We start from the raw sequence: 24,047 nt of genomic DNA on the forward strand, positions 1-24,047 counted from the left end.
ATAAATAAGCGGATTAACCGCAGAGGCACATAATTCAATCCTTGGGAGGTTGTCTGATATGAGTCATACGTATGTGGTGGTTGCAGAGGTCCGGGCAGGGGCTTTGCGTCAGGTTACATTGGAAGCGCTTCAAGCCGTATCCTTAATTAAAGAAGGTGGCGATACGGTTGCCGCGGTCATTCTCGGTTCACAAATTACCCAGCTTGCAGGTGAACTGGCCGATTATGTGAATGATGGCAAGGTCTATGCCGTAGACCACCCTGACTTGGAGAATTATAATGCGGAAGTCTACTTCCGCACGTTGACCTCCGTTCTTGACCCGCTTCAGCCTCACGCTGTGGTGTTCGGGCATACCGCAGCCGGCCGGGATCTTGCGCCTATGATAGCTGCGCATCTTGGAGCGGGCCAAATCTCCGACGTGACTGCAATCGAGAATAGCGGCGCGGACGCGCTATTCACCCGGCCAATCTATGCGGGCAAAGCCTTCGAGCAGAAGCAGTTCGCGGACGGGCCGCAGGTCATCACCATCCGGCCGAACAATATTCCGGCCGCTGAACAGACTGGCACCCCTGCGGAAATTGTGGACCGCGAATATACGCCTGCCGCAGACCTGCGCTCGGTCATCAAGGACGTGGTACGCAAGACCTCCGGCAAAGTGGATCTGACCGAAGCCAAGTTTGTGGTCTCGGGGGGGCGTGGCGTGAAAAGCGCGGATGGGTTCAAGCCGCTGGAGGAGCTGGCGGATGTGCTTGGAGGGGCGGTCGGTGCTTCACGCGGCGCCTGTGACGCGGGCTACTGCGACTACGCAATGCAGATCGGGCAGACCGGCAAGGTGGTGACGCCGGAAATATACATCGCCTGCGGCATCAGCGGCGCGATCCAGCATCTTGCCGGCATGAGCCAATCGCGTGTGATTATCGCGATCAACAAAGACCCGGAGGCCCCGATCTTTAAGGTGGCCGACTACGGCATTGTAGGGGATCTGTTCGAGGTCGTTCCCCTTCTGACACAGGAATTCAGGAAGGTACTCGTGTAAATTAACATTGGCTTCCCCGCGATATTCGCAAGAAGCTCAGAATAAGCAGCCTGCAGGTGCAAACTGAGCTATGACCCACAAGAAGGACACTTTGAAAAAAGGTGACCCTCGTGTGGGTCATAGCTCGAACCTTAAAGCAGGCTGCTTTTTTTTCTGACAAGAACAAGATTAGCAGCAGAAACATGAACATGTTAAAGTTACTATATTATGTTATTTAATATAATGACTGATTTTATCACTAAGGGAGAATCCGATGAACCAGCAAGCACAAACCTATTGGGATGAATACTGGAACCAGCAAGGCCGGGAAAAGCCAAAGCGCGTATCCGCATGGCAGTTCGGGGCAGATCCAGACCATCTCGCTCAATTAGTTATCGATGGTGTTAAGACCGCAACCTGCTCTGGATTAGTTTTTTATGAAATGGAACAAGAGCCCCTGCCCTCCGTTAACGACTACAGCATTATCTTAAACAGCGATGACAAGCCAGTGGCCATAATTAGAACCGCTGAGGTAACCGTCATGCCTATGAATGAGGTGCCAGAGGAATTTGCAATTGCTGAGGGTGAGGGAGACCGATCCTACCGCTACTGGAAAGAAGCTCACGTAAAGTTTTTTACCGAGGCGTTGAGCAGTATAGGTCTGCAATTCTCGGAGGATATGATGTTGGTGTGTGAACGTTTTGAATTGGTTGATGTGAAGCGCAATTAAACACCTGCGATTCTAAGTCTATTATTCAAGAAATCATAAACTAACAGCATGGAAAGAAGCGTTCGTTCTCGGAACTCTTCGAACATATACCGTTCTCCTAAACAAAGCAAGGAGCCGTCTTTACGGACGGCTCCTTGCTCTATAAATTTCTACATGATGGAAGCCCGGGTAATAAAGCTGTCCTCATCATCCGAATAGAACACAAGGGCGCGCTTTCCCAAACTATAAATGACCACATAGTTCCCTTCTTCTTCATTAACATATTCCTCGCTCGGCTTGCCCAGCCAATTCTTCACATGGGACACGGTAAGATTCTGCTTCTCCACATTTAGAAGCAGCTCTGTGACCAACGATGAATCATTCATATCATGGGTGTAATCATCGAATCCGATAAAGGTAGAATTGTATTCATAATAGCCGTGCCACTCCCCATTCGACATCCCCTTAGGATTACCCAGAATGCTGCGTACCGCCTTGGCTGTCAGGCCCAGCTTGACCTTCGGATTGCCCGGCAGAACGCCTTTAACCGCTGAATTCTTGAGCTCGGTCAGATAAGCCCGGTCTCCTGTGCCAGCTTGGTTCCAACTGGATGTGTTCCCGTAAGAAGAATTGTTCCGGCGTAAAGTCATCGTAGCCAGATGAAGCGCAAAGGTATCAAACACATACTTGCCTTTGGAATTGTCATACTGTCTAGTCTGGATCTTCATGCCTGGAAGCATCCGCACGCCACCGACCTTACCAGCTCCCCAAAAAGCGTCATAACGCTTGCCGTCTTTGTCTGCGAAGGTGAGCAATTGCAGCTTGCCGGATTGTACGGCAAAGGAGCGGAACAGATCAAAATTCGAGGTTCCGTATTCGGTCATGATGAACAGGTCGGGTGTATTTTTGCTGATTCTCTTCAGGACGTAATTCTTCTTATCCGGAGGAACTACCATATGGAGGCCCAAGTTTACAGTTTGCACAGCTGCGTATCGTTCCCCGCTCTTAAGCAGGGCAGCCTGATACTTTCCTGTATAACTAGTCTGACCTTTCTTGTAGCCTAGCTGGTAACTGTCCTCCTGAATTTTCCCCTTCTTCTCATCCTTCGCAAATATGTACAAGGTGTATAAATTATTCGCTGCGTCATACAGCGGATACGACAAACGGCTGATCTTTTTGAGCTTGGAGGCCTCAATCGTGCTTCCTGCTGCCTGGGCCGGCGCAGCTTGATCAGCCGGAAGAGCAAGTGAGAATACGAGCAGACAAGCGATAAATAGACGGGCAAATGACTTCATTCTGTCTCTCCTTCATGTATAATGTTTGGTAGTTTCACAAGGTTGTAATTTAGATATAGCTATCCCCTATATCGGCAATATACTTGACCAGCTTTAATCTGATATAAAGTTGGACAACAGAAGTACCCACTTTCAAAGGAGATAATTCCATGTATACCGTTATGATTGTTGAGGACGATCCCAAGATTGCGGAATTGCTTAAGAACTACATAGAGAAATATGGGGACCGGGCTGTGCCGGTTCAGAGCTTTGACCGGATTCTGGATCAGTTTCAAGAACTGAGCCCCCACATTGTGCTTATGGATATCAATCTTCCAAGCTTTGATGGTTTTTACTGGTGCCGCCAAATCCGTACTCTCTCCACTTGTCCGATTATATTTATTTCGGCACGCAGTGGAGAGATGGACCAGGTTAGAGCGCTGGAGCACGGGGGCGACGACTATATTACGAAGCCGTTTCACTACGAAGTTGTCATGGCCAAGATTCGAAGCCAGTTCCGGAGAGTGTATGGGGATTACGCAGCCAAAATGGAAGAACGCACTGTGTCGCGGTCAGGACTTATTCTGTATCCCGAGCGGATGGAGTTGACGCTGGGCCGCAGAACAGTCTCTCTGACCAAGAGGGAATCCGTGCTTATCGAGGCGCTGTTGGAACGGAGCCCAAGGTCGATCAGCCGGGCAGCGATTCTGGATAAACTGTGGGATGACTCTTTTGTCGATGATAATACGCTGAGTGTAAACATCACCCGTGTTCGCAAGAAGCTTGCGGACCTGGGGATCGAAGACGCTCTGGAGACGATGCGCGGCGTAGGCTACCGATTGAATGTTACCTGGAAGGATGCGGGTGAATCATGAGGCTGTTCCTGCGCGAGCATATCCCGCTCTTTATGTTCTGGATCGTCCAGCAGATCCTTGTGCTTCTGGTTTATTGGTATGACGGCTACGATCATCCACTCACTGCCTTATACGCCAGCTTCTTAAGCTTGGTCATGTTCCTTGTATATCTCATCTACCGATACTACACACACCGCCAGTTGTATACCCGGCTGTCCCATACACCAGCCAACCTCAAGGATTCGATATATCAAGGAGAGCCTGCCCCTCTTCCTTCTGCAATCAGCAGACTGCTCGATATACAATTCAGGCACTATCAGGAGCAGCTCAAGAAATATGAACGGCAAAGACAGGAACATCTGGTCTTTATGAATCAGTGGGTGCATCAGATGAAGACTCCTCTGTCGGTCATTGATCTGATCACCCAAGGTGAAGATGAGCCGCAGTATGAGAATATTTCGGAGGAGGCAGACCGGATGCGGCAGGGGCTTGAAATGGTCCTGTATATGGCCCGGCTGGAGACCTTCGAACAGGACTTCCATGTAGACCGGACCCCGCTTCGGAGTCTTGTTCAAGAGGTCATTCATGAGAATAAACGGTATTTCATACGCAGCCAGGTCTACCCTGATAATCAGGTCAATGATCAATTTCACGTGACTACAGATGCCAAATGGCTGCGGTTCATCCTGCAGCAACTCCTCACCAATGCCATTAAGTATTCATCAGGAACCCGCAGTACCATCCGTTTCTCCGCCCATACGCGGGATGAAGCGCTCGTCCTCGAGCTTCGTGATGCTGGAATCGGGATTCCGAAATCGGATATCTCCCGGGTCTTCCGTCCCTTCTTCACAGGTGAGAATGGGAGAACTTACAAGGAGTCCACCGGCATGGGGCTGTACTTGGTAAAAGAAGTGCTGGACCGGCTCGGCCATGACATTGAACTGGAGTCCGAGGTTAATCAGGGCACAACGGTACGTATCATTTTCCCATACTCATAGACAGTAAGAAGTCCCGTTCAAAGTTGAGCGGGACTTTATGTGTTATATAAGTTGAGTTGAACCAAGTTCCCTCTAATCCACTAACCTTACAAAGCTGTCAGGTAAATGAAAGAATAACCGATAGGGGAATTCCCTATTCAGCCTTACACTTATAAGGAACCCAATCAGATTAGGATTCAAGACAAAAGATTGTAACCAGTACCTGAGATGAAGCGTTACTTAAATGACTATTGTTGCAGGGAGTACAAACTTTGATTTATGAAGGGAGTTTTGACATATGGAAATATTAAAGGTTAACCATCTTAGCAAAATATACAAGGGGGCTGTATCCTATGAAGCTTTATCCAAAATCCAGCTGACCATAAATCAAGGAGAATTTGTAGGAATTATGGGGCCCTCTGGCAGCGGGAAGACCACCCTGCTGAACCTGGTGTCCACCATAGATTCCCCCACTTCAGGTGAAGTGCTGATTAATGGGAGGAACCCCCACACCCTGACTCCGGATGAGCTGGCTGTGTTCCGGCGCAGAGAACTCGGATTTGTATTTCAGTCCTTTAATCTTCTGCATACTCTTACGGTGAAAGAGAACATTATCCTGCCTCTGGCACTGGATGGTATCTCTGTGCAGGAGATGAATACACGTGTGAACCACCTGGCTGAGAAGCTTGGAATCACGGCGATTCTGGACAAGCGCACTTATGAGATCTCGGGGGGCCAGGCTCAGCGCACAGCCATTGCCCGGGCTCTTATCCATGAGCCCAAGCTCGTTCTGGCGGATGAGCCTACCGGGAATCTGGACTCGAAAGCCGCTCGCGACGTAATGGGCATTATGGAGAAGCGGAACAAAGAGGACGGCACAACCATGATGCTGGTCACCCATGATCCGGTAGCCGCAAGCTACTGCAACCGTGTAGTCTTCATCAAAGATGGCGAGCTGTATAACGAAATCCACTACGGAGACAACCGTGCGGCCTTTTATCAGAAAATCATCAATGTACTGTCACTCATGGGAGGGAATGCCGATGAATTTCAGACAATTCGCGTTTAACAACGTCGTACGCAATAAACGGACTTATATTGCGCATTTCCTGAGCAGCGCCTTCTCGGTTATGATCTTCTTCATCTATGCGCTCTTGCTCTTCCATCCGGATTTGCAGGGCCAGCTTGTGTCCAACAGCAGTACGATGAGCATGCTGGCGACCATGGGCATGCGGGTCTCCCAATATATCGTCTTCATCTTCTCGTTCTTTTTCCTGCTGTATTCAGTCAGCGCCTTTCTGAAGCTGCGCAAAATGGAGTTCGGCATTCTCTTGATGCTCGGGATGTCCCGCAAACAGCTGCACAGGCTTCTTTTTACCGAAAATATCTTGATCGGATTCGCCTCCATCATAGCCGGGATCGGATCAGGACTGATCTTCTCCAAGCTGATTCTGCTGGTCTGTGCGAAGATACTAGCCATTGATAAAGGACTCCCGTTCTATATTCCTCTGAATGCAATCTGGCTGACCGCAGCGGCATTCGCAATCATGTTCGTGGTCATCTCCCTCTTCACTTCCGTTCTGGTCCGAAGGGGAGAACTCGTGGACCTGATCAAATCAGCTGAGAAGCCGAAGCCGGAACCCAAAGCATCCCGGTTGCTCGCCCTGCTGGCTGTGCTCTTGATTGCTTCCGGATATGCGTGTGTGTTTGTTTTTGTCTTCCGGAGGGTATTTAATCTGATCCTGCTGGCTGCCGGAGTCGGCCTGGTCATCCTGGGAACATACTTCCTGTTCACACAGCTTAGCGTATATGTTATTCGGAAGCTCAAGAAGAATCAGCGGTTGTTCTTCCGCCGCACCAATCTGCTAACCCTATCTGAACTGGCCTACCGGATGAAAGACAATGCCGTTATGTTCTTTATGGTCTCGATTATTTCAGCAGTGGCCTTCACCGGAATTGGAACCTGTCTGGCTATCGGCGCTCCAGGGCTTGCGGAAATGACAAATCCCTATGCGTTTAAATATTCGTCAAATCCGGATAATCCATCCGAAACTCAGCATATCAAGCTCATTGAACAGGAATTGACTAAAGCTCATTTTCCCTATCAAATGGGGACCACCACCCCGGGCTACACCGACAATGGACTGACTCTGATCAAGCTGAGCGACTTCAATAGTCTAGCTACCGCCCTAGGCCACCCTGCCGAGAAGCTGGGAGATCAAGAGATGATTATTGCGCCCTCTACTGTAACTGAGCTCGAGGATTACAAGCGTAATGGAATCTACGAACCTGAAACTGAAATTATTAAGGAGAACTATCAGAAGAAATTCAAGGCCATCAAGGCACTTGATTATATTGTCATTCCTAATATTGCTAACCTGCGCGTGGTCTCCGATCAAGCTTACAGCACTATATTTGCCCATCAGGACAAGGCCATGATTACGAAAAATTATTTCTTCGTTGTCAAAGACTGGCAGCACTCCCGGGATGTCTCGGCACAATTATCCAAAACGATAAGCAAATTTGACGAGCGGGGTCACTACTCCTTCACCTCCCTTGTAGATGACTGGATTTCAGCAAGGCAGCTGAACGGGATACTGTTCATCCTGAGTGGATTGGTGGGTATCGTCTTCTTTACTTTCGCCGCCAGCTTCATCTACTTCCGTCTGTATGCGGACTCGGAGCGGGATGAACAGCAGTACAAGATGATTGCCAAAGTCGGATTAAGCCGGAAAGAATTAAGAAAGACGGTCACCCGTCAGCTGGTCCTGATGTTCTTCCTGCCGATTCTGCTAGCTGTAGTACACAGTGCCGTGGCTTTCACAGCCCTGCAGATGTTAGTTTATTACTCGGTGCTCAACTATGCTTTAGCCGTCTTCGCCTCGTTTATTGCGATTCAAATTGTATATTTCCTGATCATCCGGGTCCGCTATCTCACGCATTTGTACAGGAAATTAATCTCGTAAAATCCGATAATTCCAGATATTGAAAGGCTGCCCTGTGTGTGGTATGATCCCCGCACCAGAGCAGCCTTTTTTTCTTATAGTTTATGCATCTCTATAGCAATCAATAGTAATAATCCATGGCCAAACACTCAAAGAGGTGTTACGCTATCTCCACTTGGCACGTCTTTCCCGTGTTCTTGGCGCATTCCGCCTATTGGCATAGCATTTCCTGTACTATCGCGGAAATACAAGGGAAGTCCTTCGGAAAGAAACAAGCTCGTGTTCGCTGGATTTTGACGCTGATGATGAATGTGAATATGCGGCTCACTCGAACTTCCGGAATTGCCAGCCTTTGCGATTAAGGCCCCTTCATCCACATGATCCCCTGCTTTTACTTTTATGGAGTTCTGCATAAGATGAGCAATCACCAAATAAGTTCCCGTTTCATCCAACTTGATATAAATGTGGTTGCCTGCCATAGACTCATGCTCATCGGTACCCGGCGCATGGTCACGGTCGTCATCATAAGCTTCCACAATGGTTCCGGCTGCGGGAGCCACCACGTCTGCCCCATAGATTCCATAATCACTCAAGTTAGGACTGCCCATGCCCGCCGGCTTCATCAACAAATCATATGCCCATCTTTCACTAGGCACCACCACATGAGGATAATTCGTCTTAAGCGAGTCCCCTCCCCATCCAACCAGTACGGCTTCCTTAACGGGAAGCCGTACAGTAACAGCTGGCTTTACCCGATTCACATCTGCCGGATAAGCAATCTGTAGTGAACCCAACAGCCAGCACATCGGCCAGGTGCTTATTATGGCTAAGATAAATATGCTGATCCAACGCATGCGTATCTTCTTCCTCTTGATCAGGGACACCATGAAGTACCCTAGGGACACACATAACGAGACTACTCCCACGATGGAGAACACCTGAAGCAGCCACCAGCTTGCAACACCTGCCACACCGCCAACCCAATAAACACTTCCCCAGCATAAACCCGGGACTACTATCAACAAAATCAATAGTGCAAAAGAGAATTTCCCTGTTCGAAACATAATTCATCGTCCTCCTTCCTATGTATGCTTCGATTGTATAGGAGGAGTCTTACAACCTTTTAGAGAAATACTTACGACTTTTTAAAGATTTAACCTTCATTATCCTGAATTCGCCAGCCAGGAAGCCTAAGTGTAAAACAAGTTCTTTCTGTGTTACTCTGCAGGGTTATAGAACCATGATGCAGTTCAGCGATACTTTTGGCAATCGCCAGCCCCATGCCTTTCCCCCCCGTATGGCTGCTTCTTGACTTTTCACCCCGATAGAAGTTCTCAAACACGTAAGGCAGGTCTTCAGGAGGGATGGGGTCCCCGTAGTTAATCATTTGTACTACCAACTCTGTCCCCTCGGCATGCAAGCGGAAGGTTAATCTCCCACCTGCCTTGCCATAATTGACAGCATTACTGATAATATTCTGGAGCAGCCTCACGAGTAAGCGGCTATCTGCCTTGATGCAGGGGATTTCTCCTTCAATCTCCATCTCAAAGACCATTCCCTCATTCTCCAATTGCGGCATAAAATCAATCACTACCTGCTGAATCAGTTCCTCCGCATTCAGCTTCTCGAACGTTAATTCAACACCGCTTAAATTGAGATAGCTGTACTCCAGCATTTCTTCGATCTGATCTTTTAACTCGGTGCCTTTTCGCCTGGCCACCTGTATATATCGGGAACAAGCTTCTTGATCCTGAGCATGCTCCTGAATTAATTCAAGATACCCTAACAGAGAGGTGAGCGGCGTCCTCAAATCGTGCGAAATATGGGCGATCATCTCATTTTTGGATTGCTCGGCCCGCTTCTGGCTTTCTATCTTTTCCCTAAGCTGGTTCACAATTTGATTAATGTTGCCTGACAATTCACCAATTTCATCTGCGGAATGAACGGGCAGGTGAACACCAGTATCTCCTTTGATCACCTTGCCCATTGCAGAGTTCACTGAAATTAAACGACTAATCAATCCCTTCGACAATAGAAAAAACAAAAGTGCGGCGATGATTAGAAAAACAGCAAAATACATGAAGGAATAATCTTCTTCAATCATAGACAGAGATTGCGCACTTATACCCGCTAAAGGAATGACTATCGACTGGGCCAAAGCGATGAATCCAGCCGACAAGCTGATGCTAAGAATCACCCTAAGCAGTAGCTTAAAACCAATTCCATAAATCATTTTATTTCTCAATTCTATAACCGACTCCCCAGACATTTTTGATGATCCTTGGATTTCTCGGGTCCTCTTCAATTTTGCTTCTTAACCGGGCAATGTGGACCATAACAGACCTGCTGCTGCCCTCTATAGATCTCTCTTTCCATACCTTCTCAAAAATTTCCTCCAGCGAGAACACCCGATTCGCGTTTCTGGCAAGTAGAAGCAGAATATCATACTCTGTCTTTGTTAATTTAACAGGTTGGCCGAATAAAAATATACTTCTGGCACCAACGTCTATCTTTAACTCATTGATATGTATAAAGTCCTTATCCTCCTGAAGGTTCCGTTCCGCCATGTACAGATATCTCCGCAGCTGCGCTTCCACACGCGCCGCCAGTTCGATTGCGCTAAACGGTTTAACGATATAGTCATCTGCCCCTGTTCTCAATCCCACAACTTTATCGATATCGGTTGACTTAGCGCTTATTAGCAAAATGGGAATATCGGAATACTCACGAATCCTTCTGCAAATTTCAAACCCATCCATATGAGGCAGCATAATGTCCAATATGACCAGGTTAATTCCACCCTGGGATATCATCTCCAAAGCTTCTTGTCCTACTGAAGAAGTTGCTATGGAATATCCTTCTCTGCCTAAATATTCGCTGATCAAATTTACGATATCGGGATCATCATCCACAATTAAAATCTTCTCATTCCCCATAAATCTCCCTCCCTTTTCGGAAATTTATTATCACATGTTCTTAGCGTGCGTGCAAAAAAAGCCCACTCCAGAAGCATTTTGCTTCCAGACAGGCTTTTGCACCTCTGAAATTCCTATGGTGTTTTTCGTGTCCCCACATGAACAGAAGCCGTATACCTAAACAAGAAGTACCCCAGTACTGCATAAACAGCAACCGGGATCAAGCCGGACAGGGATATGTAAGTGAACGAAAAAAACAGCAATAACGCTTTCAACCACAATCCATATGGCAGATACTTAATGTTGTCTGTCGTTAGCATGATCCATGCTCCAAGCAAGAAGGCCCAGTGGGACAAAGTAAAAAGCGGAATCGAATAAAAAAGGAAGTGCAGGCCCGACTGGCTTGAATAGGGAAGCAGCCAAACTAGAAGTTCATACAAGAAGCCGACGCCCAAACCGCCAAACACCAGGTGCATGTCATATTTCCTTAATTGATGATACCACTTGAACGATTCAAGCCATCTGCGTAATTCTCTTGTTAATACCGTAAATTGTTGCAAATACATTCCTCCTAAGGTTTATTTTGATCGGGCAAATGCCGTCCCTGCTCGGAAATTTCCCGCTTGCTGTCCGCCTCGTATTCCACAAAGCTGGTGTGTTCCACCTCGTAAGTCTGACCACAATTCGTGCAGAATTTAGCTTCCACATTGCTGGTGGAACCGCATGACTTGCAGGTCTTGAAATCGTTGATATTATCAATGTGCAGCAAATTCTGCTCAATGGCCATCTTCAGCTCGAAGATCCGGTCCATCTGTCCGGATATCTGATCCTGGGGCAGCGGATAAGTCCCCTGCTGGACCGACTCGTAGACCATTTTGCCAATAGCTTGAAACTGCTTGTCAATTTCATGCTGCATGCTGTTATTCTGCAGCTTCAGGCGGTTCGTCTCAACCACGTTTTTGGCCTTGTTACCGGCTTCTGCCATGCCTGCCTTGAATTTATCTAAAAAACTCAAACCATTACGCCTCCTTCATCTCCGTGTTGTAATTTCAGCCTAAAGTAGCTCTTCGACACCTTTCCCCTAAATCCTCTTCGAGCCGCCAATAATCCTTCCAAACAGAGCCTACGCTTCTTAAGCATAAACGAATGATATAATACGTTTGTTACAGGCTCAGAGGTTCCATAATTCATGAAAAACAAATTTAAAATTGCTATAATCAGTATATTACAAGCGATTGGACTGAATAACTTATGGCCTTTGGTATTAATAGACAAGAACTTAACGAGTGGAAAGATCAGATCAGACAGGGCAACATTGCTTTTTTGACGCACTATTGGCTTGAGCCGCGATTTCCCGGCATCACCACCGTAACCAAAGTGGGCTGTGCAGACCTGGATAAGCTTACCGCGTGGTGTGTGCAAAATGGTCTTAATCCCAAATATATTCACAATCGTCAGCCATATCCCCATTATGATCTTATTGGCCTCAAACAGCAGTCCATTCTACAGAAGGAGCAGATGTGGGATCAAATTGAACGGTTCAAGCTGCTTGATCACACCCCCCCGTTCTAAAGCTTAAACATAAGGGAATTCCAGCTTGATCTGTGTGCCTTCGCCCACACGGGTCTTCACTTCAATCGTACCTCCCAGGGCATGTACCAGGGCTCTTGTGACCGCCATTCCAAGTCCGGTCCCCTCCGATCTTCTCTCTGTATTCGTTCCCCTGTAGTAGCGCTCGAACAGAAGCGAGGCGGTGGTTTCATCCATCCCTTCCCCGTTATCGCGGATCGTTACCGAATAGGTGCTCTCCGCCAGATCCCCCAGAATTACGGTTGCCACCGTCTGCGGCTCGTTATGAAGCAGTGCATTGGCAATAAGATTATCGAGGATGCGTCTGAACCAAGGATGATAGATTTCCGCCTCCACTGGGCGATCGGCAGGCACGAAATGAACCTGGTCCTCATCATAAGCAGGGTAACAGCGGATTTGTTCTACAACGTCTTCAAGATATGCATTCAGCTCCACACGTTCCCTCTTGGGCGGAGAAGCCTCGTTCTTTAGACGGTAGGTCAGCCCAAGATCGTTGATCAGGTCATCCATATAAGCCGATTTCTGTCTAATGATCATGGCAAATTCGCGGATTTCTTCATCTGTCCAGTGGAGCGAATCCGACTCCAGCATATGAGCATATCCCTTAATGGTAGACAGCGGTGTCTTCAAGTCGTGTGTTACCCCCGCAATCCATTCCTCCCGTATCGTCTCCTGCTTGGAACGCAGAGCTTCATTAGTCCGAAGCGTGTCTGTCAACCGCCGCAGTGAGCCCATCACGTCCTTATATACCCGGTATCTCCTTCTCTGCTTGCCTTTTCGGTCCTGACTCCGTGGAAGACCCTGCCGATCCAGCGGTTCCTCGTACACGCCCTCGCCCAACTTGCTCAGCCACTGCATCATATGCATCATGGGTGAACCAAAGCGATGGCCATACCAGAACGAGAACAGAACCAGAGTCACCAGCGAAGCAACAGCTATAGCTCCCAAACCCGTGAGTATAATCCGGATTTCCGGGAACATACTCGGGGTTTCACCCGGCTTGGTTCCAGTTAAAGGTTTATTCAGAATCCATGTATTTCCCTTGGACTGATCATAATAGAATAATAACTCGGCGTTATACCGGTAGCCGTACCTTGATCTGAGAACCAACTCAGATAACTTGTAGGTGCCAGGAACACCATTGGGCTTATTAAAAGAAGCAATTTCCGCCCCGTTGGAATCGAGCAATTGAATCCAGTCATGCTCCTTCTCAAGCTGCTTCTGATCTGCTTCTGGAAGCTCGATCTTGTCTCCATTCTGCTTCATTCCGGCCCGGAGCAGCCGCTCCAGGCTGCGGTCCGCTTTATTCTTCGGCCTTCCATACAGCAGGGTATACGTGACTCCGTCTTTTTCGTCAACATACAGGCCGAGACTGTAAGGAAATGACATGGTCTCCGTCCAGTACGACATGATCTCTCCTGAAGCATACTTCCGCGGCACATCTGCGGGAGTATAGTAGCTTTGTGTAACGTTTCCCCGGTCATCCAACAGCTGCAGCCACCCTCCTGAATCACGGATCTTCTTAAGTAGGCCCTCGTCAAAATGAACCCCCTTCTCATCCTGCACCGAAGTATCGATAAGCCTCATTAACCCTGCCTCCTGAAACTCCCTATCAGATTCGAGATGGTTCAGTTCTTCAAGAATCCACAGTGAGGCCGCTACCGCAATCGTCATCAGTACAAGGCCAACCACAACCAATTGACCGATAAAGCGAAAGACGAGCCTGCGCCTAACGTTCATGTTTCCCCATCGGAGTCACAAGCTTGTACCCCATCCCCCGAACATTAATCACATACTCAGGACGGGACGGATTCACTTCAATCCTCTCCCGTATCCGGTGGATGTGCACCATGACCGTGTTGTCCTCACTGATCCCGTCCATGCCCCATACCCGCTCATACAGCTCTGTCTTCGTAAAGATCCGGTTCGGATTCTGGCACAGAAACAACAGGAGCTGATAGACAAGGGAGGGACATGGAACCAGATTCCCTTCCACCCACAGTTCACCTGACTCAGGGTACAGCTGGAACCGGCCAAAATCATAACTGCTTCTGACCGGGGAACCCGTTGACACATCCCTTTGCCTCAAATGACGCCGAAGCTGGGACTTAATTCTGGCTACCACTTCAAGTGGGTTAAACGGCTTGGTAATATAGTCATCTCCTCCAACAGCAAAACCGGTCAGCTTGTCAAAGTCGGAGTCCCGGGCGGTAAGAAAGAAGATCGGAGCATCCGTATACTGCCGGATAAATGGGCAGATCTCAATACCGCTGATTCCGGGCATCATGATATCCAGCACGATCAGATCATATGGACTTGCTTTACAGGCCTCCAGCGCCTCTTCTCCGGTCTCAGCCGTATGTATATGTACAAAACCTTCCTTTTGCAGCACCTTCTTAAGCATTTGGGTAATTGCCGGCTCATCGTCAACCAGCAGAATTGAAGCTTGATTCATCAAATCACACACTTCCTCTCTCCCCATATTTTAACATCCTCCCCAAGAGGCTTGGAACTCCACGAGTCTTAACTTAAGCTTAACTCTTCTCAGGACGAATTAAGTTTACTTTAAGTCTCCATTCAACCCCTGGTAAGGCTGTATGTTTATGATGAGATCACATACATGGGGTCTCCTTGACCTATGACAGACCATTTAGAAAGTGAGGAATACATCTTTATGAAACCCGTCTATTGGTTTATCGCTCCCACAGCCCTGCTGCTTGTCTTCGCTGCGGCATTTTCGTTCAGGAATCAAGAGAAGGTCGAAGCGGCTGCTTTGGTTACAAGCTCAGCCTCAATCTCACCCGACCAGCTGGCCCCAGCTCTCCTTAAAGGAAGATTCGATTGGGTATACTCAAGGATGACTAAGGAACTGCAGAAAGAGGTCCCTAAAGAGGAGTTCAAAAAACTGATGACCCAATTCCAGAAAGGAATCGTGACTTACAGACCCGAAATCAGATATCGTCTGAACGGGGTGCAGGCCGCCATTGGGCTAAGCCAGGATAAGACCAAGGGCTATCAGGTCATCTATAATTCCAGTAAACAAATTTCCAGTTTCATTGTTCAATCCGAGCTGCCAAGTGAGAAGAAAGCTGCCAAGGATCTGACCAAGAACGTCTACAGCCTTCCGTTCAAAGGCGACTGGTTCGTATTCTGGGGAGGGACCAATGTGCTGGTTAATTACCACTATGCAATCCCTGCGCAGCGTTATGCAGCTGATTTGGTTAAAGCCGTTAACAACTATTCCTACAAAGGAGATCCGAAGAAAAATGAAAGTTACTTTGCCTTTGGACAGGACATTATGGCTCCCAAGGAGGGTATAGTAGTTGAGGCCGTGGATGAGTATGAGGATAATTTCCCGGTGGGGACCACCAATCCGGATAATCCACCTGAGGGCAACCACGTGGTAATAGACCACGGCCATGGTGAGTACAGCCTGCTTGCCCACCTGAAGAAAGGGTCTGTGAAGGTGAGTAAGGGCGACATTGTAAAAAAAGGGGATCTTCTCGCCTTATGCGGAAACTCCGGAAATTCCAGCGAGCCTCACCTTCACTTCCAAGTTTCGGATCATCCCGTGTTTACCGAAGGCAAATCACGGCTTGTCCGCTTTGAAGGAAACCCGGAGGTGCTGATTGGCCGGACACTTAAGGGAAGCAAATAACCGGGAACCGTACTTTTAAAATGTAGATATATAAAAAGAGAGCCTGTTACAGGCTCTCTGCTTTGTTATACTCGCTGTCTTCCTCCAGCAGTTCCTCTTCCTCAGGCTTCTCCCTGCCGATCAGCAGGAATACCATAATCAAGATGAAAGCAACCAGAGCCATGAGAGGAATGGTAATAAAACCAAACCAATCCAGATAATCCACATTACACGGAACGCCTACGCGGCAGGGTGCGATGTCAGACAATCCGGGAATTTTCTGTTCAGCGTAATGGAACAGCGCAATGAGTCCACCAATAATATTGAGCGGAAGTGTATACCGGATAATGCTCCGGTCATCACGATAAGCCGCAATTCCCAGGAGAATGACCTGCGGATACATGAATATCCGCTGGAACCAGCACAGCCGGCACGGTTCAAAAAGCAAAACTTCACTCAGATACAGACTGCTGGCTGTGGCAACCAAGGCCACAAGCCAGGCCAGATATAAGCTGTACTCTCTGATGATGGAATTCCCCGGCTGCCTGCTCATATTATTCACCCGCCAACGCTTTGTCGACCGCCTGCTTCAGACTGCTGTAGTCCTTGTAGTCGCCTGAATACTGCGTATCGTTGATATAGACTGTTGGTGAGTATTTAAGACCCAGCTCATCAGTCTTAGCATTGTGCTCGTCCACTTCGTTTTGGTAGGTTTGTTTCTCAATATCCTGCTGCAGCTTCGTGTAGTCAATCTGCAGATTCTCCCGCTTGGCCAGATCAACCAGATAGGCGGGGGTAATCCGCCCGCTGTTCTCTGCTCCCTGTTCCCGGTACAGTGCGTCATAATATGTCCAGAACGCATCATTGCTCTGATGATATACCGCCTGTGCCGCCAAGGCAGCCAGATTGGATTCATCCGGAGTTTTGTCTCTACCGATGAAGGAGAAGTTCATGAAGTAAAAGGATACCAGCCCTTTATCAATGTAATCCTTCTTAAGCTGAGGCTTAACCTGCTCAGTAAACTCCTTACATGCCGGACACTGGTAGTCCCCGAACTCCACAATCTTGACCTTGGCATCCTTGCTGCCAAGCACCGGCAGCTTGTCATAAGGGAATTCCCCTTTTGCAGAGGTGCTGGACGACTTGGGATTAAGACCAATCACTACAATAATCAGAATTAAGAGGACCGCCACAGAGGAGAACCAGATGAGACGTTTCATTCTTTGTTTCTGCTTTTGCTGCTCCAGCTTGCGTTGGTTCAGAGTTGTATTTTTCTTTTTGGGCTGCAGTGTAATCCCCTCTTTCTTTATGGTATACTGCCACAAATTCTAGATATTAAACGGCTGTTCGTCAAGCGTTATAGGAGGATAAATATATACTATATTTCCCATATATCTGGGAAAATTGGCCATGACATGTTAAAGGGCTTACCCCTGGCCGATTTTAGCGGTCCGGAGCAAGCCTTTTAAATTGTGACAATTTCTTAAATTTCGTTAACATTCCCGATGGCTATCCAATTCACGAACCCATAATTTTGCGGACTTCCTGGCTGGCGTGTCAGCTCAAGGACCGCTGCTTCAGGCGTCCGGGACTTCAAAGAAGCGTGAATGGTCGGCTGATTCGTCATCGCCACCAGCGTATAATTCTGGTCGCCAAACGGCTCTTCAAACTTAATCATTAATTCCACATGATTCTCCCGGCCCTGCATCAGGAATACGGTCATGCCGAACTGCTGAAGGGCGTGGACCCCTTTTCGGCTCTGCACCGGTGTAACAGCAAGCTGGTCAAGACCAATGCTCCCCACATCCAGATGTCGTGAAGTCACAGAACCTTCCGCCAAATGATGGGACTGCACACTCTCCTCAGCCAAATGATAACTCTGGATGGATACCGGGCAAATATGATCAGACGAGACGGTTTCTTTCTGGAGCACATCACCATCCACACTCTCTGCCTTCAAATGCTGCCGGGAAATGCTCTCATCCTCAAGATGAATTCCTTTAATTCCTCCCTCTGGCAGCAGTCCTTCCGAGAGTATCTCATTAGATAAGTGCTCTTTAGCAATCACACCATGCTGCAAATGTCCCGAAGTTACCGCCTCTTTGGCAATATGCCGGCTGTCAACGGAGTTGACGACCAGGTGTTTGGAATGAACGGAACCCGGGGCGAGCTTCTCTGAAGTAATCGACAGGTTCTGAAGCGTGCTTCCCGCAATCGTCTGTTGACCCAAATGATGCTCCAGAATCGAACCGGCTTGCAAATGCTCAGAAGTCACGGAATTAGAAGCCAGATGATAAGCCTGCACAGAACCTTCGGCTAACTTTTCCGAAGTGACAGCCCCTTCCTGTAAGGCATCACTTCCTACCGCTTCTTCCACCAAATGATAGCCGTGAACCGCCTCAGGCTTAATATGGCCCGCCCCCAGCGAATTCTCAGCGATATGTTCGGAGGTCACCACCTGTTTCCCAAGCGATCTCGCGCTTACCGCCCCATCTGACAGATGATAATTCTGGATCGCCTCAGGCTCAATATGGCTCGCTCCCAGCGAGTTCTCAGCGATGTGTTCGGAGGTCACTACCTGCTTGCCAAGCGACCTCGTGCTTACCGCCCCTTCTGACAGATGATAATCTTGGATCGCCTCAGGCTTAATATGGCCCGCCCCTAGCGAGTTCTCAGCGATGTGTTCTGAGGTCACTATCATCTTGCTAAGCGACCTCGCGCTTACCGCCCCTTCTGCCAGATGATAATCTTGGATCGCCTCAGGGCCAATATGGGAGGAGCCTATAGAACCTTCCGCCAAGTGATGAGACTGCACACTCTCCTCAGCCAAATGATAACTCTGGATCGATACCGGGGAAATATGATCAGACGAAATGGCTTCTTTCTGCAGCACGTCACCGTCCACGCTGCCAGCGATCAGATGCTGCCGGGAAATGCTCTCATCTTCAAGATGAATGCCTTTAATTCCTCCCTCTGGCAGCAGTCCTGCAGAAAGTATCTCTTTAGATAAGTGATCTTTAGCAACCACACCATGCTGCAGATGTCCCGAAGAAATCGATTCTTTAGCAATATGCCTGCTGTCAATGGAGCTGGTTGTCAGGTGCTTGGATTGAATGGAACCTGGGGCGAGCTTCTCTGAAGTAATCGACAAATTCTGAAGTGCAGCTCCCGTAACCGTCTGCGGACCTAAGTGTTGCTCCAGAATCGAACCGGCTTGCAAATGCCCAGATGTTACGGATTCGGAAGCCAGATGATAAGCCTGCACAGAATTCTCGGCTAACTTTTCCGAAGTAACGGCCCCTTCCTGTAAGACAGCACTCCCTACCGCTCCTTCCACCAAATGATAGCCGTGGATCGCCTCAGGCTTAATATGGTCCGCCCCTAGCGAGTTCTCAGCGATATGCTCAGAGGTCACCGCCTGCTTGCCAAGCGACTTGCCGGTTACGGCTCCTTCCGATAGATGGTGAGGCTGGACCGCCTCAGATTGGATATGGACTGCTCCTACCGAGTTCCCAGCAATATGCTCGGAGGTCACCACCTGTTTGCCAAGGGACCTCGCATTTACGGCTCCTTCTGCCAGATGGTGAGGCTGGATCGCTCCCTCCGCGATCTTCGAGCCGCTCACACTCTCGTCAGTCAAATGGCGTGTATTCACCGCTCCTTCTGCGAGCTTCCCGGCGGTAACCGCCCCGTCCTGCATGGATGCTTCTGTCACGGAATCAAGTCCAAGATGCTGGCTCTGAACTGTTCCCTCCTGCAAATGATCCGGGCCAATTGCGTGTGAAGCAATATGTTCGAGTTGAACTGCTCCTTCTGCGATGGCTCTAGAATGAATCAGACCTGAAGATAGATGATAGGATTGGATTGCCCCCTCCGCAATCTTGGAAGGAGTAACGCTCTCTTCCACCAAATGGCGGGCACTCACCGAATCCTCCGCCAGCTTCTCAGAAGTTACAGTTCCATTCTCCAAGATGGCACCGGAGATTCCCTCGGAAGCAAAGTGACGGGAAGTCACCGAGCCTTCCGCCAAATGATGCGACTGGATGCTCTGCTCATTCAAGTGAACGCCCTGGATGGATGCTGGAGCGACATGTTCGCTTGTTACGGCTTCTTTCTGCAGCACGTCCCCATCAACACTTCCGGCAGTCAGATGCTGGCGGGTAATACTCTGGTCATCAAGGTGAACTCCCCGAATTCCCCCCTCTGGGAGCAGTCCTGCTGAAAGGATCTCCTGGGATAAATGCGTTCTGGTCACCACACCGTGTTGGATATGCCCGGAAGCAATAGCTTCTTTGGCAATATGTCTGCTGTCTACCGAGCTAACGGCCAACTGTTTGGATTGGACAGAGCCCGGGGCCAGCTTCTCGGAAGTGACCGAAAGGTTCTGAAGCGCGCTTCCCGACACCGTCTGCGGACCCAAATGATGCTCCTGAATCGATCCGGACTGCAGATGCTCAGAGGTTACCGAGTCAACAGCCAGATGAGAAGGCTGAACAGAACCTTCGGCAATCTTGTCAGATGTAATTGTCCCGTTCTTCAGAGCCGCTCCGCCAACTGCGCCTTCCGCCAGATGGTAATCATGTATAACCCCGCTCTGAAGATGGTCTGCTCTTATGGAGCCGCTGGCAATATGCCCGGAGTTCACCGCCTGTTCAGCCAGAGACTTGGCGGTTACAGCTCCTTCCACGAGATGCCGTGGCTCAATGGCCCCCTGCGCGATTTTCGAACCAATGATACTCTCCTCTGCAAGATGGGAAGTATTTACCGCTTGTTCTGCCAGCTTCCCGGAGGTAATAGCGCCATTCTGCACAATGGACTCTGTTACGGATTCCGGGGCAAGGTGCGGATTCTGGATTGATCCGTTCTGGATATGCTCTGAACTAATCGTATTTGGCGCAATATGAGCGGACTGCACAGCAGCGGCCGAGATAAATCTGGATTGGATCAGGTTTGGAGATAAATGATGCGGTTGGATCGTTCCTTCGGCAATCTTGGAGGCAATCACGCTGCCTTCAACTAAATGCCGGGCACTTACCGCATCCTCCGCCAGCTTCTCAGAGGTGATTGCCCCGTTCTCCAGGACAGAACCGGAGATACTCTCGGAAGCAAGATGTCTGCCATGTACCGAACCCGACGCTAGATGAGCCGCTCTGACCGAACCGGGAGAAATATGCTCGGTATGCACGGAGCCTGCGGTTAGATGTCCCGGTCCAATGGCATCCTGTGAGATATGCTTGGATTCAACGGCTCCTGAAGCCAAATGATTCGAGCCAACTGATTCGGCCGTAATATGCTCAGCCCGCACCGCTTTCTCCGCCAGGAGTTCAGAAGCAATTAATCCCTTGGATAAATGCTGCTTCAGTACACTGCCTGCGGCCAGCTTGGATGAAGTGACGCTCTCATCAGCCAGATGGAAAGTCTGCACAGCCTCCCCGGCGATCTTCTGGGAGCCGACCGAGCCGTTCTCCAGCGCTGCCGCTGAGATGGCCTCAGAAGCCAAATGCTCCCCATGTACAGCTCCCTGTGCAATATGTCTGCTCACGACTGAGGTATCTGCTAAGTGACGGGATTGGATGATCCCCGGACTCAGCTGATCTATCCCCACGGATTCGGGAGCCAGGTGCCGCGTCTGAACCACACCCTCCTGCAGATGATTCGCGCTGATCGTCTGCTCGGCAAGATGCATGGCCCGAACGGCTCCAGCGGCAAGCGAATCCGCTTGAATCAACTCCCGGGACAAATGGTGAGTCTGAATGCTGCCTGAAGCGATTTTGGAGGACGTGACACTTCCTTCCGCCAAGTGAACCGTAGTGACAGCTTCATCTTGGATTTTGCCTGAAGTAATCGCTCCCTCTTTCACCGAAGACTCGGTCACCGAGCTTGCCGCCAGATGAGCTTCCTGGACGGCTCCCCGCTCTAAATGCGTTGGGCCGATTGACTCTGGAGCCAGGTGCCGGGCTTGAACCGAACCTTCCGCGATGGCTTCAGCATAGATAGACCCCTGAGCTAAATGTCCGGCTTGAATAGCGCCTTGCGAGATTTTAGAAGCCGTCACACTTCCTTCCGCCAGCTTACCCGAGGTCACGGCGAGATCATTGATCTTATCCGTCGAGACACTCTCAGGAGACAGCTTCAACGAAGTGACCGCATGGTTCTGCAGATGATGCTGAAACACAGAACCGGCGGACAGATGGTGCTCCTTAATGGCCCCGGAGTTAATAATCTCCGTGGTTACAGCCCCATGCCGGAGAGCCGCGGTATCTACAGCACCTCTCTCGAAGTGAGCGGTGCCAATCGAACCCTCCTCAATGTGAAGCGATCCCACCGCTCTTTCCTGCAGAGCACTGCTGCTTATACTGTTCTCGGCGAGGTGCCCCTCATGAATGGCTTCGAAGTCAATGTGCTCCGAGGTGATGCTCCGGCGGCTGATGGCCTCGCTGCGGACCGCGGCTGGCGCGAGCTTATCCGCCGTAACACTGGCATTTGCCAGCTTCCCTTCGGTGATGCTTAATGACTGGATATGACGTACGGCAACCGAGTCATCGGCTAAATGCTCCTCGAGTACTGCCTTCTGTGCAATTTTACCGCTCTGCACGGCCCCTTCCTGAATGTGCCGTTCCAGAACCGCACCGGCTGTGATATGTCTATCCTGGACCGAGTCCGGCTTAAGATGCTCAGAGCCAACAGCCCCAGGCGCCAACTGGGGACTATGAATTGCACTCTTCCCAATGTGTCTCGTTATTACAGCCTCATCGCCGATTTTATGAGCAAGGATGCTCTGATCTGCGATTTTGGACGATGTAACAGATTGCTCTACAATTTGTGCCGTGCCTACAGACTGATCGGCCAGCTTGGTTGAAATAATGCTTAAATCCGCGATATGGCGGCTCTCAACTTGCTCCTCCCCAATCTGCTCGGCGCCTATGATCCCCGGTTTGATATGTGTCCGATCCAGCGCGTAGGGCGCAATGTGGCGCGATTCAACAGCCTGCTCCTGGATATGCCGGGAGTGAATCGCATCACTCTCCAGCTCCACAGCACCCACACTTCCCGGCGCAAGAAGCCCGCTTGCGTTAATCCCCGGCGCCAAATGATCGGAGGTGATCGTATGCGGCGCCAGATGCCGCCCCTCTACGCTGCCTTCCCTCAGCTTCTCCCCTGTAACTGCTCCGTCTTGGAGCTTGGACTCAGTTACAGATAAATCACTCAGTTTGGATGTATCCACAATTCCGTTGGATAAATTAATCGACTGGATGGAGCCGCTGCGAATTTTCTCGGAAGTCACCGCCTGGTCTTGAAGCAGATCTGACGTAATGAGACCCCCGCTTAAATGGCGGCTGCCTATCGAACCGTCTGCAAGCTTATCTGAACTGATGACTTTATCCGCCAGCTTCTCCGCCGTAATGCTTCCGTCCTGAATCTTCTCCCCGCTAAGAGTCCCAGAAGCTATTTTATGCCCCTGGATGGAGCCATCCACGAAGTGTTCGCCCGTTAATGAGCCGGGAGCTACCTTCGATCCGGTTACGGCGCCTTCGGCAATATTAAGGCTGGTTACCGCATAATCGGCCAACCAGGCAGTGCCTACCGAGCCATACTTGATTTTTGATGAATCAATCGTATATGGGGCAATTTTCTCACCTGTAACCGATGCATTCATAATATCGTCGGTATACACAACCGGATGGCGGACGGGAGTCCAAGTTTCCTCCTTGCTTGCGGGCTGTTCAGTCCGGAGCTCGGGAGTGGTCTCTACTGTTTTCTTCTCCTGCACCTCCTCCAAAGTCGGGTTCGCTTCTTCCTTAACAGGACCCTTTACTCTTTCGGGAGGTGGGCTTATCTGCTCCGGCTCCAGAACAGCTTGAGCCTGATGCAGCTCAACCTCAGATGTTTCTAACTTTGGGGTAGTTGTGGTCATTTCTAGCAAACTTAGCTCATTGAAATCGGGATCTTCCTCCCGGTATGTGAGCGGTCTGGTTCTGACCGGTTTGCTGACTTTTCCCTTCTTCAAGCCGATCTCTCCTTCCTGGCTGCTTTCATCTGCCATATCATATGCAGGTAGGTAGGCACTTGTCACAGTCCATGCACACAGTAAAAAGACCCGGGTCGCGATGACACGGGCCTTCCTTCATCT

The 24,047-nt window shown here is 49.5% G+C and carries 19 protein-coding genes; 8 read left to right on the plus strand and 11 right to left on the minus strand.

Features of this window, described 5'->3' with window-relative positions; genetic code table 11:
- Positions 1 to 58: 58 nt before the first annotated feature.
- Together KJS63_RS04975 and KJS63_RS04980 are read left to right on the plus strand one after the other, a co-directional pair.
- A complete protein-coding gene (locus KJS63_RS04975) occupies positions 59 to 1,036 on the plus strand; it encodes an electron transfer flavoprotein subunit alpha/FixB family protein (RefSeq protein WP_213618169.1) in 978 nt (325 codons plus the stop codon).
- A gap of 253 nt (positions 1,037 to 1,289) precedes the next feature.
- Positions 1,290 to 1,745, plus strand: coding sequence for an ASCH domain-containing protein (locus tag KJS63_RS04980; protein ID WP_213618170.1), 456 nt, complete (start codon positions 1,290 to 1,292; stop codon positions 1,743 to 1,745).
- 149 nt (positions 1,746 to 1,894) lie between these two features.
- On the opposite strand, the gene KJS63_RS04985 is transcribed toward KJS63_RS04980, so the two are convergent.
- Positions 1,895 to 3,019, minus strand: a complete 1,125-nt coding sequence (locus KJS63_RS04985; protein ID WP_213618171.1) for a DUF4309 domain-containing protein — start codon at positions 3,017 to 3,019, stop codon at positions 1,895 to 1,897.
- Between the two features lie 149 nt (positions 3,020 to 3,168).
- Here KJS63_RS04985 and KJS63_RS04990 point away from each other — a divergent pair, with 149 nt between their 5' ends.
- The 4 genes from KJS63_RS04990 to KJS63_RS05005 all read left to right on the plus strand — a co-directional run bounded on the left by KJS63_RS04990 (position 3,169) and on the right by KJS63_RS05005 (position 7,795).
- Complete coding sequence (locus KJS63_RS04990) at positions 3,169 to 3,873, plus strand: response regulator transcription factor (protein ID WP_213618172.1); 705 nt, start codon at positions 3,169 to 3,171, stop codon at positions 3,871 to 3,873.
- Positions 3,870 to 4,850 (plus strand): sensor histidine kinase, encoded by a 981-nt coding sequence (locus KJS63_RS04995; RefSeq protein WP_213618173.1) that lies wholly within the window; start codon positions 3,870 to 3,872, stop codon positions 4,848 to 4,850. Before KJS63_RS04990 ends, KJS63_RS04995 begins: the two co-directional genes overlap by 4 nt.
- A 277-nt stretch (positions 4,851 to 5,127) precedes the next feature.
- Positions 5,128 to 5,898 (plus strand): ABC transporter ATP-binding protein, encoded by a 771-nt coding sequence (locus KJS63_RS05000; RefSeq protein WP_068615969.1) that lies wholly within the window; start codon positions 5,128 to 5,130, stop codon positions 5,896 to 5,898.
- Positions 5,873 to 7,795 carry an FtsX-like permease family protein gene (locus KJS63_RS05005; RefSeq protein WP_213618174.1) on the plus strand — a complete coding sequence of 641 codons (1,923 nt, stop codon included), beginning with the start codon at positions 5,873 to 5,875 and terminating at the stop codon, positions 7,793 to 7,795. The genes KJS63_RS05000 and KJS63_RS05005 overlap by 26 nt, the downstream gene beginning before the upstream one ends.
- A 128-nt stretch (positions 7,796 to 7,923) precedes the next feature.
- On the opposite strand, the gene KJS63_RS05010 is transcribed toward KJS63_RS05005, so the two are convergent.
- The 5 genes from KJS63_RS05010 to KJS63_RS05030 form a co-directional block, all read right to left on the minus strand.
- Complete coding sequence (locus tag KJS63_RS05010) at positions 7,924 to 8,838, minus strand: M23 family metallopeptidase (RefSeq protein ID WP_213618175.1); 915 nt, start codon at positions 8,836 to 8,838, stop codon at positions 7,924 to 7,926.
- Positions 8,839 to 8,927: 89 nt separating this feature from the next.
- Positions 8,928 to 10,007, minus strand: coding sequence for a sensor histidine kinase (locus KJS63_RS05015; protein WP_213618176.1), 1,080 nt, complete (start codon positions 10,005 to 10,007; stop codon positions 8,928 to 8,930).
- A 1-nt stretch (position 10,008) separates the two neighbouring features.
- Entirely contained in the window at positions 10,009 to 10,710 is a 702-nt protein-coding gene (locus KJS63_RS05020) for a response regulator transcription factor (protein WP_213618177.1), read from the minus strand.
- A gap of 113 nt (positions 10,711 to 10,823) precedes the next feature.
- Positions 10,824 to 11,249 (minus strand): hypothetical protein, encoded by a 426-nt coding sequence (locus KJS63_RS05025; RefSeq protein ID WP_213618178.1) that lies wholly within the window; start codon positions 11,247 to 11,249, stop codon positions 10,824 to 10,826.
- Positions 11,250 to 11,260: 11 nt separating this feature from the next.
- A complete protein-coding gene (locus KJS63_RS05030; protein WP_213618179.1) occupies positions 11,261 to 11,704 on the minus strand; it encodes a zinc ribbon domain-containing protein in 444 nt (147 codons plus the stop codon).
- Positions 11,705 to 11,940: 236 nt separating this feature from the next.
- Between KJS63_RS05030 and KJS63_RS05035 the strand changes: the two genes are divergently transcribed.
- Positions 11,941 to 12,261, plus strand: coding sequence for a hypothetical protein (locus KJS63_RS05035; RefSeq protein WP_082926828.1), 321 nt, complete (start codon positions 11,941 to 11,943; stop codon positions 12,259 to 12,261).
- A gap of 3 nt (positions 12,262 to 12,264) precedes the next feature.
- Here the strand turns inward: KJS63_RS05035 and KJS63_RS05040 are convergent, their stop codons facing one another.
- Complete coding sequence (locus tag KJS63_RS05040) at positions 12,265 to 14,019, minus strand: sensor histidine kinase (protein ID WP_213618180.1); 1,755 nt, start codon at positions 14,017 to 14,019, stop codon at positions 12,265 to 12,267.
- Entirely contained in the window at positions 14,009 to 14,734 is a 726-nt protein-coding gene (locus KJS63_RS05045; RefSeq protein WP_213618334.1) for a response regulator transcription factor, read from the minus strand. Before KJS63_RS05045 ends, KJS63_RS05040 begins: the two co-directional genes overlap by 11 nt.
- Before the next feature lie 219 nt (positions 14,735 to 14,953).
- Between KJS63_RS05045 and KJS63_RS05050 the strand changes: the two genes are divergently transcribed.
- On the plus strand, positions 14,954 to 15,937 hold the full coding sequence (locus KJS63_RS05050) for a M23 family metallopeptidase (protein WP_213618181.1): 984 nt from the start codon (positions 14,954 to 14,956) through the stop codon (positions 15,935 to 15,937).
- A gap of 46 nt (positions 15,938 to 15,983) precedes the next feature.
- Here the strand turns inward: KJS63_RS05050 and KJS63_RS05055 are convergent, their stop codons facing one another.
- The 3 genes from KJS63_RS05055 to KJS63_RS05065 all read right to left on the minus strand — a co-directional run bounded on the left by KJS63_RS05055 (position 15,984) and on the right by KJS63_RS05065 (position 23,924).
- Positions 15,984 to 16,469 carry a disulfide oxidoreductase gene (locus KJS63_RS05055; RefSeq protein WP_213618182.1) on the minus strand — a complete coding sequence of 162 codons (486 nt, stop codon included), beginning with the start codon at positions 16,467 to 16,469 and terminating at the stop codon, positions 15,984 to 15,986.
- 1 nt (position 16,470) lies between these two features.
- On the minus strand, positions 16,471 to 17,136 hold the full coding sequence (locus tag KJS63_RS05060) for a DsbA family protein (protein ID WP_213618183.1): 666 nt from the start codon (positions 17,134 to 17,136) through the stop codon (positions 16,471 to 16,473).
- A gap of 263 nt (positions 17,137 to 17,399) precedes the next feature.
- Positions 17,400 to 23,924: a WIAG-tail domain gene (locus KJS63_RS05065; protein WP_213618184.1), complete on the minus strand. Its 6,525-nt coding sequence runs from the start codon at positions 23,922 to 23,924 to the stop codon at positions 17,400 to 17,402.
- Positions 23,925 to 24,047 lie beyond the last annotated feature (123 nt).

The sequence above is a fragment of the Paenibacillus sp. J22TS3 genome, from assembly GCF_018403205.1.
In the GTDB taxonomy this organism is placed as follows: Bacteria; Bacillota; Bacilli; order Paenibacillales; family Paenibacillaceae; genus Fontibacillus; species Fontibacillus tuaregi.

Bases quoted from the DNA above. Each gene is read 5' to 3' on its own strand.
- KJS63_RS05050 (WP_213618181.1), top strand. From the start codon at position 14,954: ATGAAACCCGTCTATTGGTTTATCGCTCCCACAGCCCTGCTGCTTGTC.
- KJS63_RS05010 (WP_213618175.1), bottom strand. From the start codon at position 8,838: ATGTTTCGAACAGGGAAATTCTCTTTTGCACTATTGATTTTGTTGATA.
- KJS63_RS04995 (WP_213618173.1), top strand. From the start codon at position 3,870: ATGAGGCTGTTCCTGCGCGAGCATATCCCGCTCTTTATGTTCTGGATC.
- KJS63_RS04985 (WP_213618171.1), bottom strand. From the start codon at position 3,019: ATGAAGTCATTTGCCCGTCTATTTATCGCTTGTCTGCTCGTATTCTCA.
- KJS63_RS05005 (WP_213618174.1), top strand. From the start codon at position 5,873: ATGAATTTCAGACAATTCGCGTTTAACAACGTCGTACGCAATAAACGG.
- KJS63_RS04975 (WP_213618169.1), top strand. From the start codon at position 59: ATGAGTCATACGTATGTGGTGGTTGCAGAGGTCCGGGCAGGGGCTTTG.
- KJS63_RS05055 (WP_213618182.1), bottom strand. From the start codon at position 16,469: ATGAGCAGGCAGCCGGGGAATTCCATCATCAGAGAGTACAGCTTATAT.
- KJS63_RS05040 (WP_213618180.1), bottom strand. From the start codon at position 14,019: ATGAACGTTAGGCGCAGGCTCGTCTTTCGCTTTATCGGTCAATTGGTT.
- KJS63_RS05045 (WP_213618334.1), bottom strand. From the start codon at position 14,734: ATGAATCAAGCTTCAATTCTGCTGGTTGACGATGAGCCGGCAATTACC.
- KJS63_RS05060 (WP_213618183.1), bottom strand. From the start codon at position 17,136: ATGAAACGTCTCATCTGGTTCTCCTCTGTGGCGGTCCTCTTAATTCTG.
- KJS63_RS04980 (WP_213618170.1), top strand. From the start codon at position 1,290: ATGAACCAGCAAGCACAAACCTATTGGGATGAATACTGGAACCAGCAA.
- KJS63_RS05000 (WP_068615969.1), top strand. From the start codon at position 5,128: ATGGAAATATTAAAGGTTAACCATCTTAGCAAAATATACAAGGGGGCT.
- KJS63_RS04990 (WP_213618172.1), top strand. From the start codon at position 3,169: ATGTATACCGTTATGATTGTTGAGGACGATCCCAAGATTGCGGAATTG.
- KJS63_RS05015 (WP_213618176.1), bottom strand. From the start codon at position 10,007: ATGATTTATGGAATTGGTTTTAAGCTACTGCTTAGGGTGATTCTTAGC.
- KJS63_RS05020 (WP_213618177.1), bottom strand. From the start codon at position 10,710: ATGGGGAATGAGAAGATTTTAATTGTGGATGATGATCCCGATATCGTA.
- KJS63_RS05035 (WP_082926828.1), top strand. From the start codon at position 11,941: ATGGCCTTTGGTATTAATAGACAAGAACTTAACGAGTGGAAAGATCAG.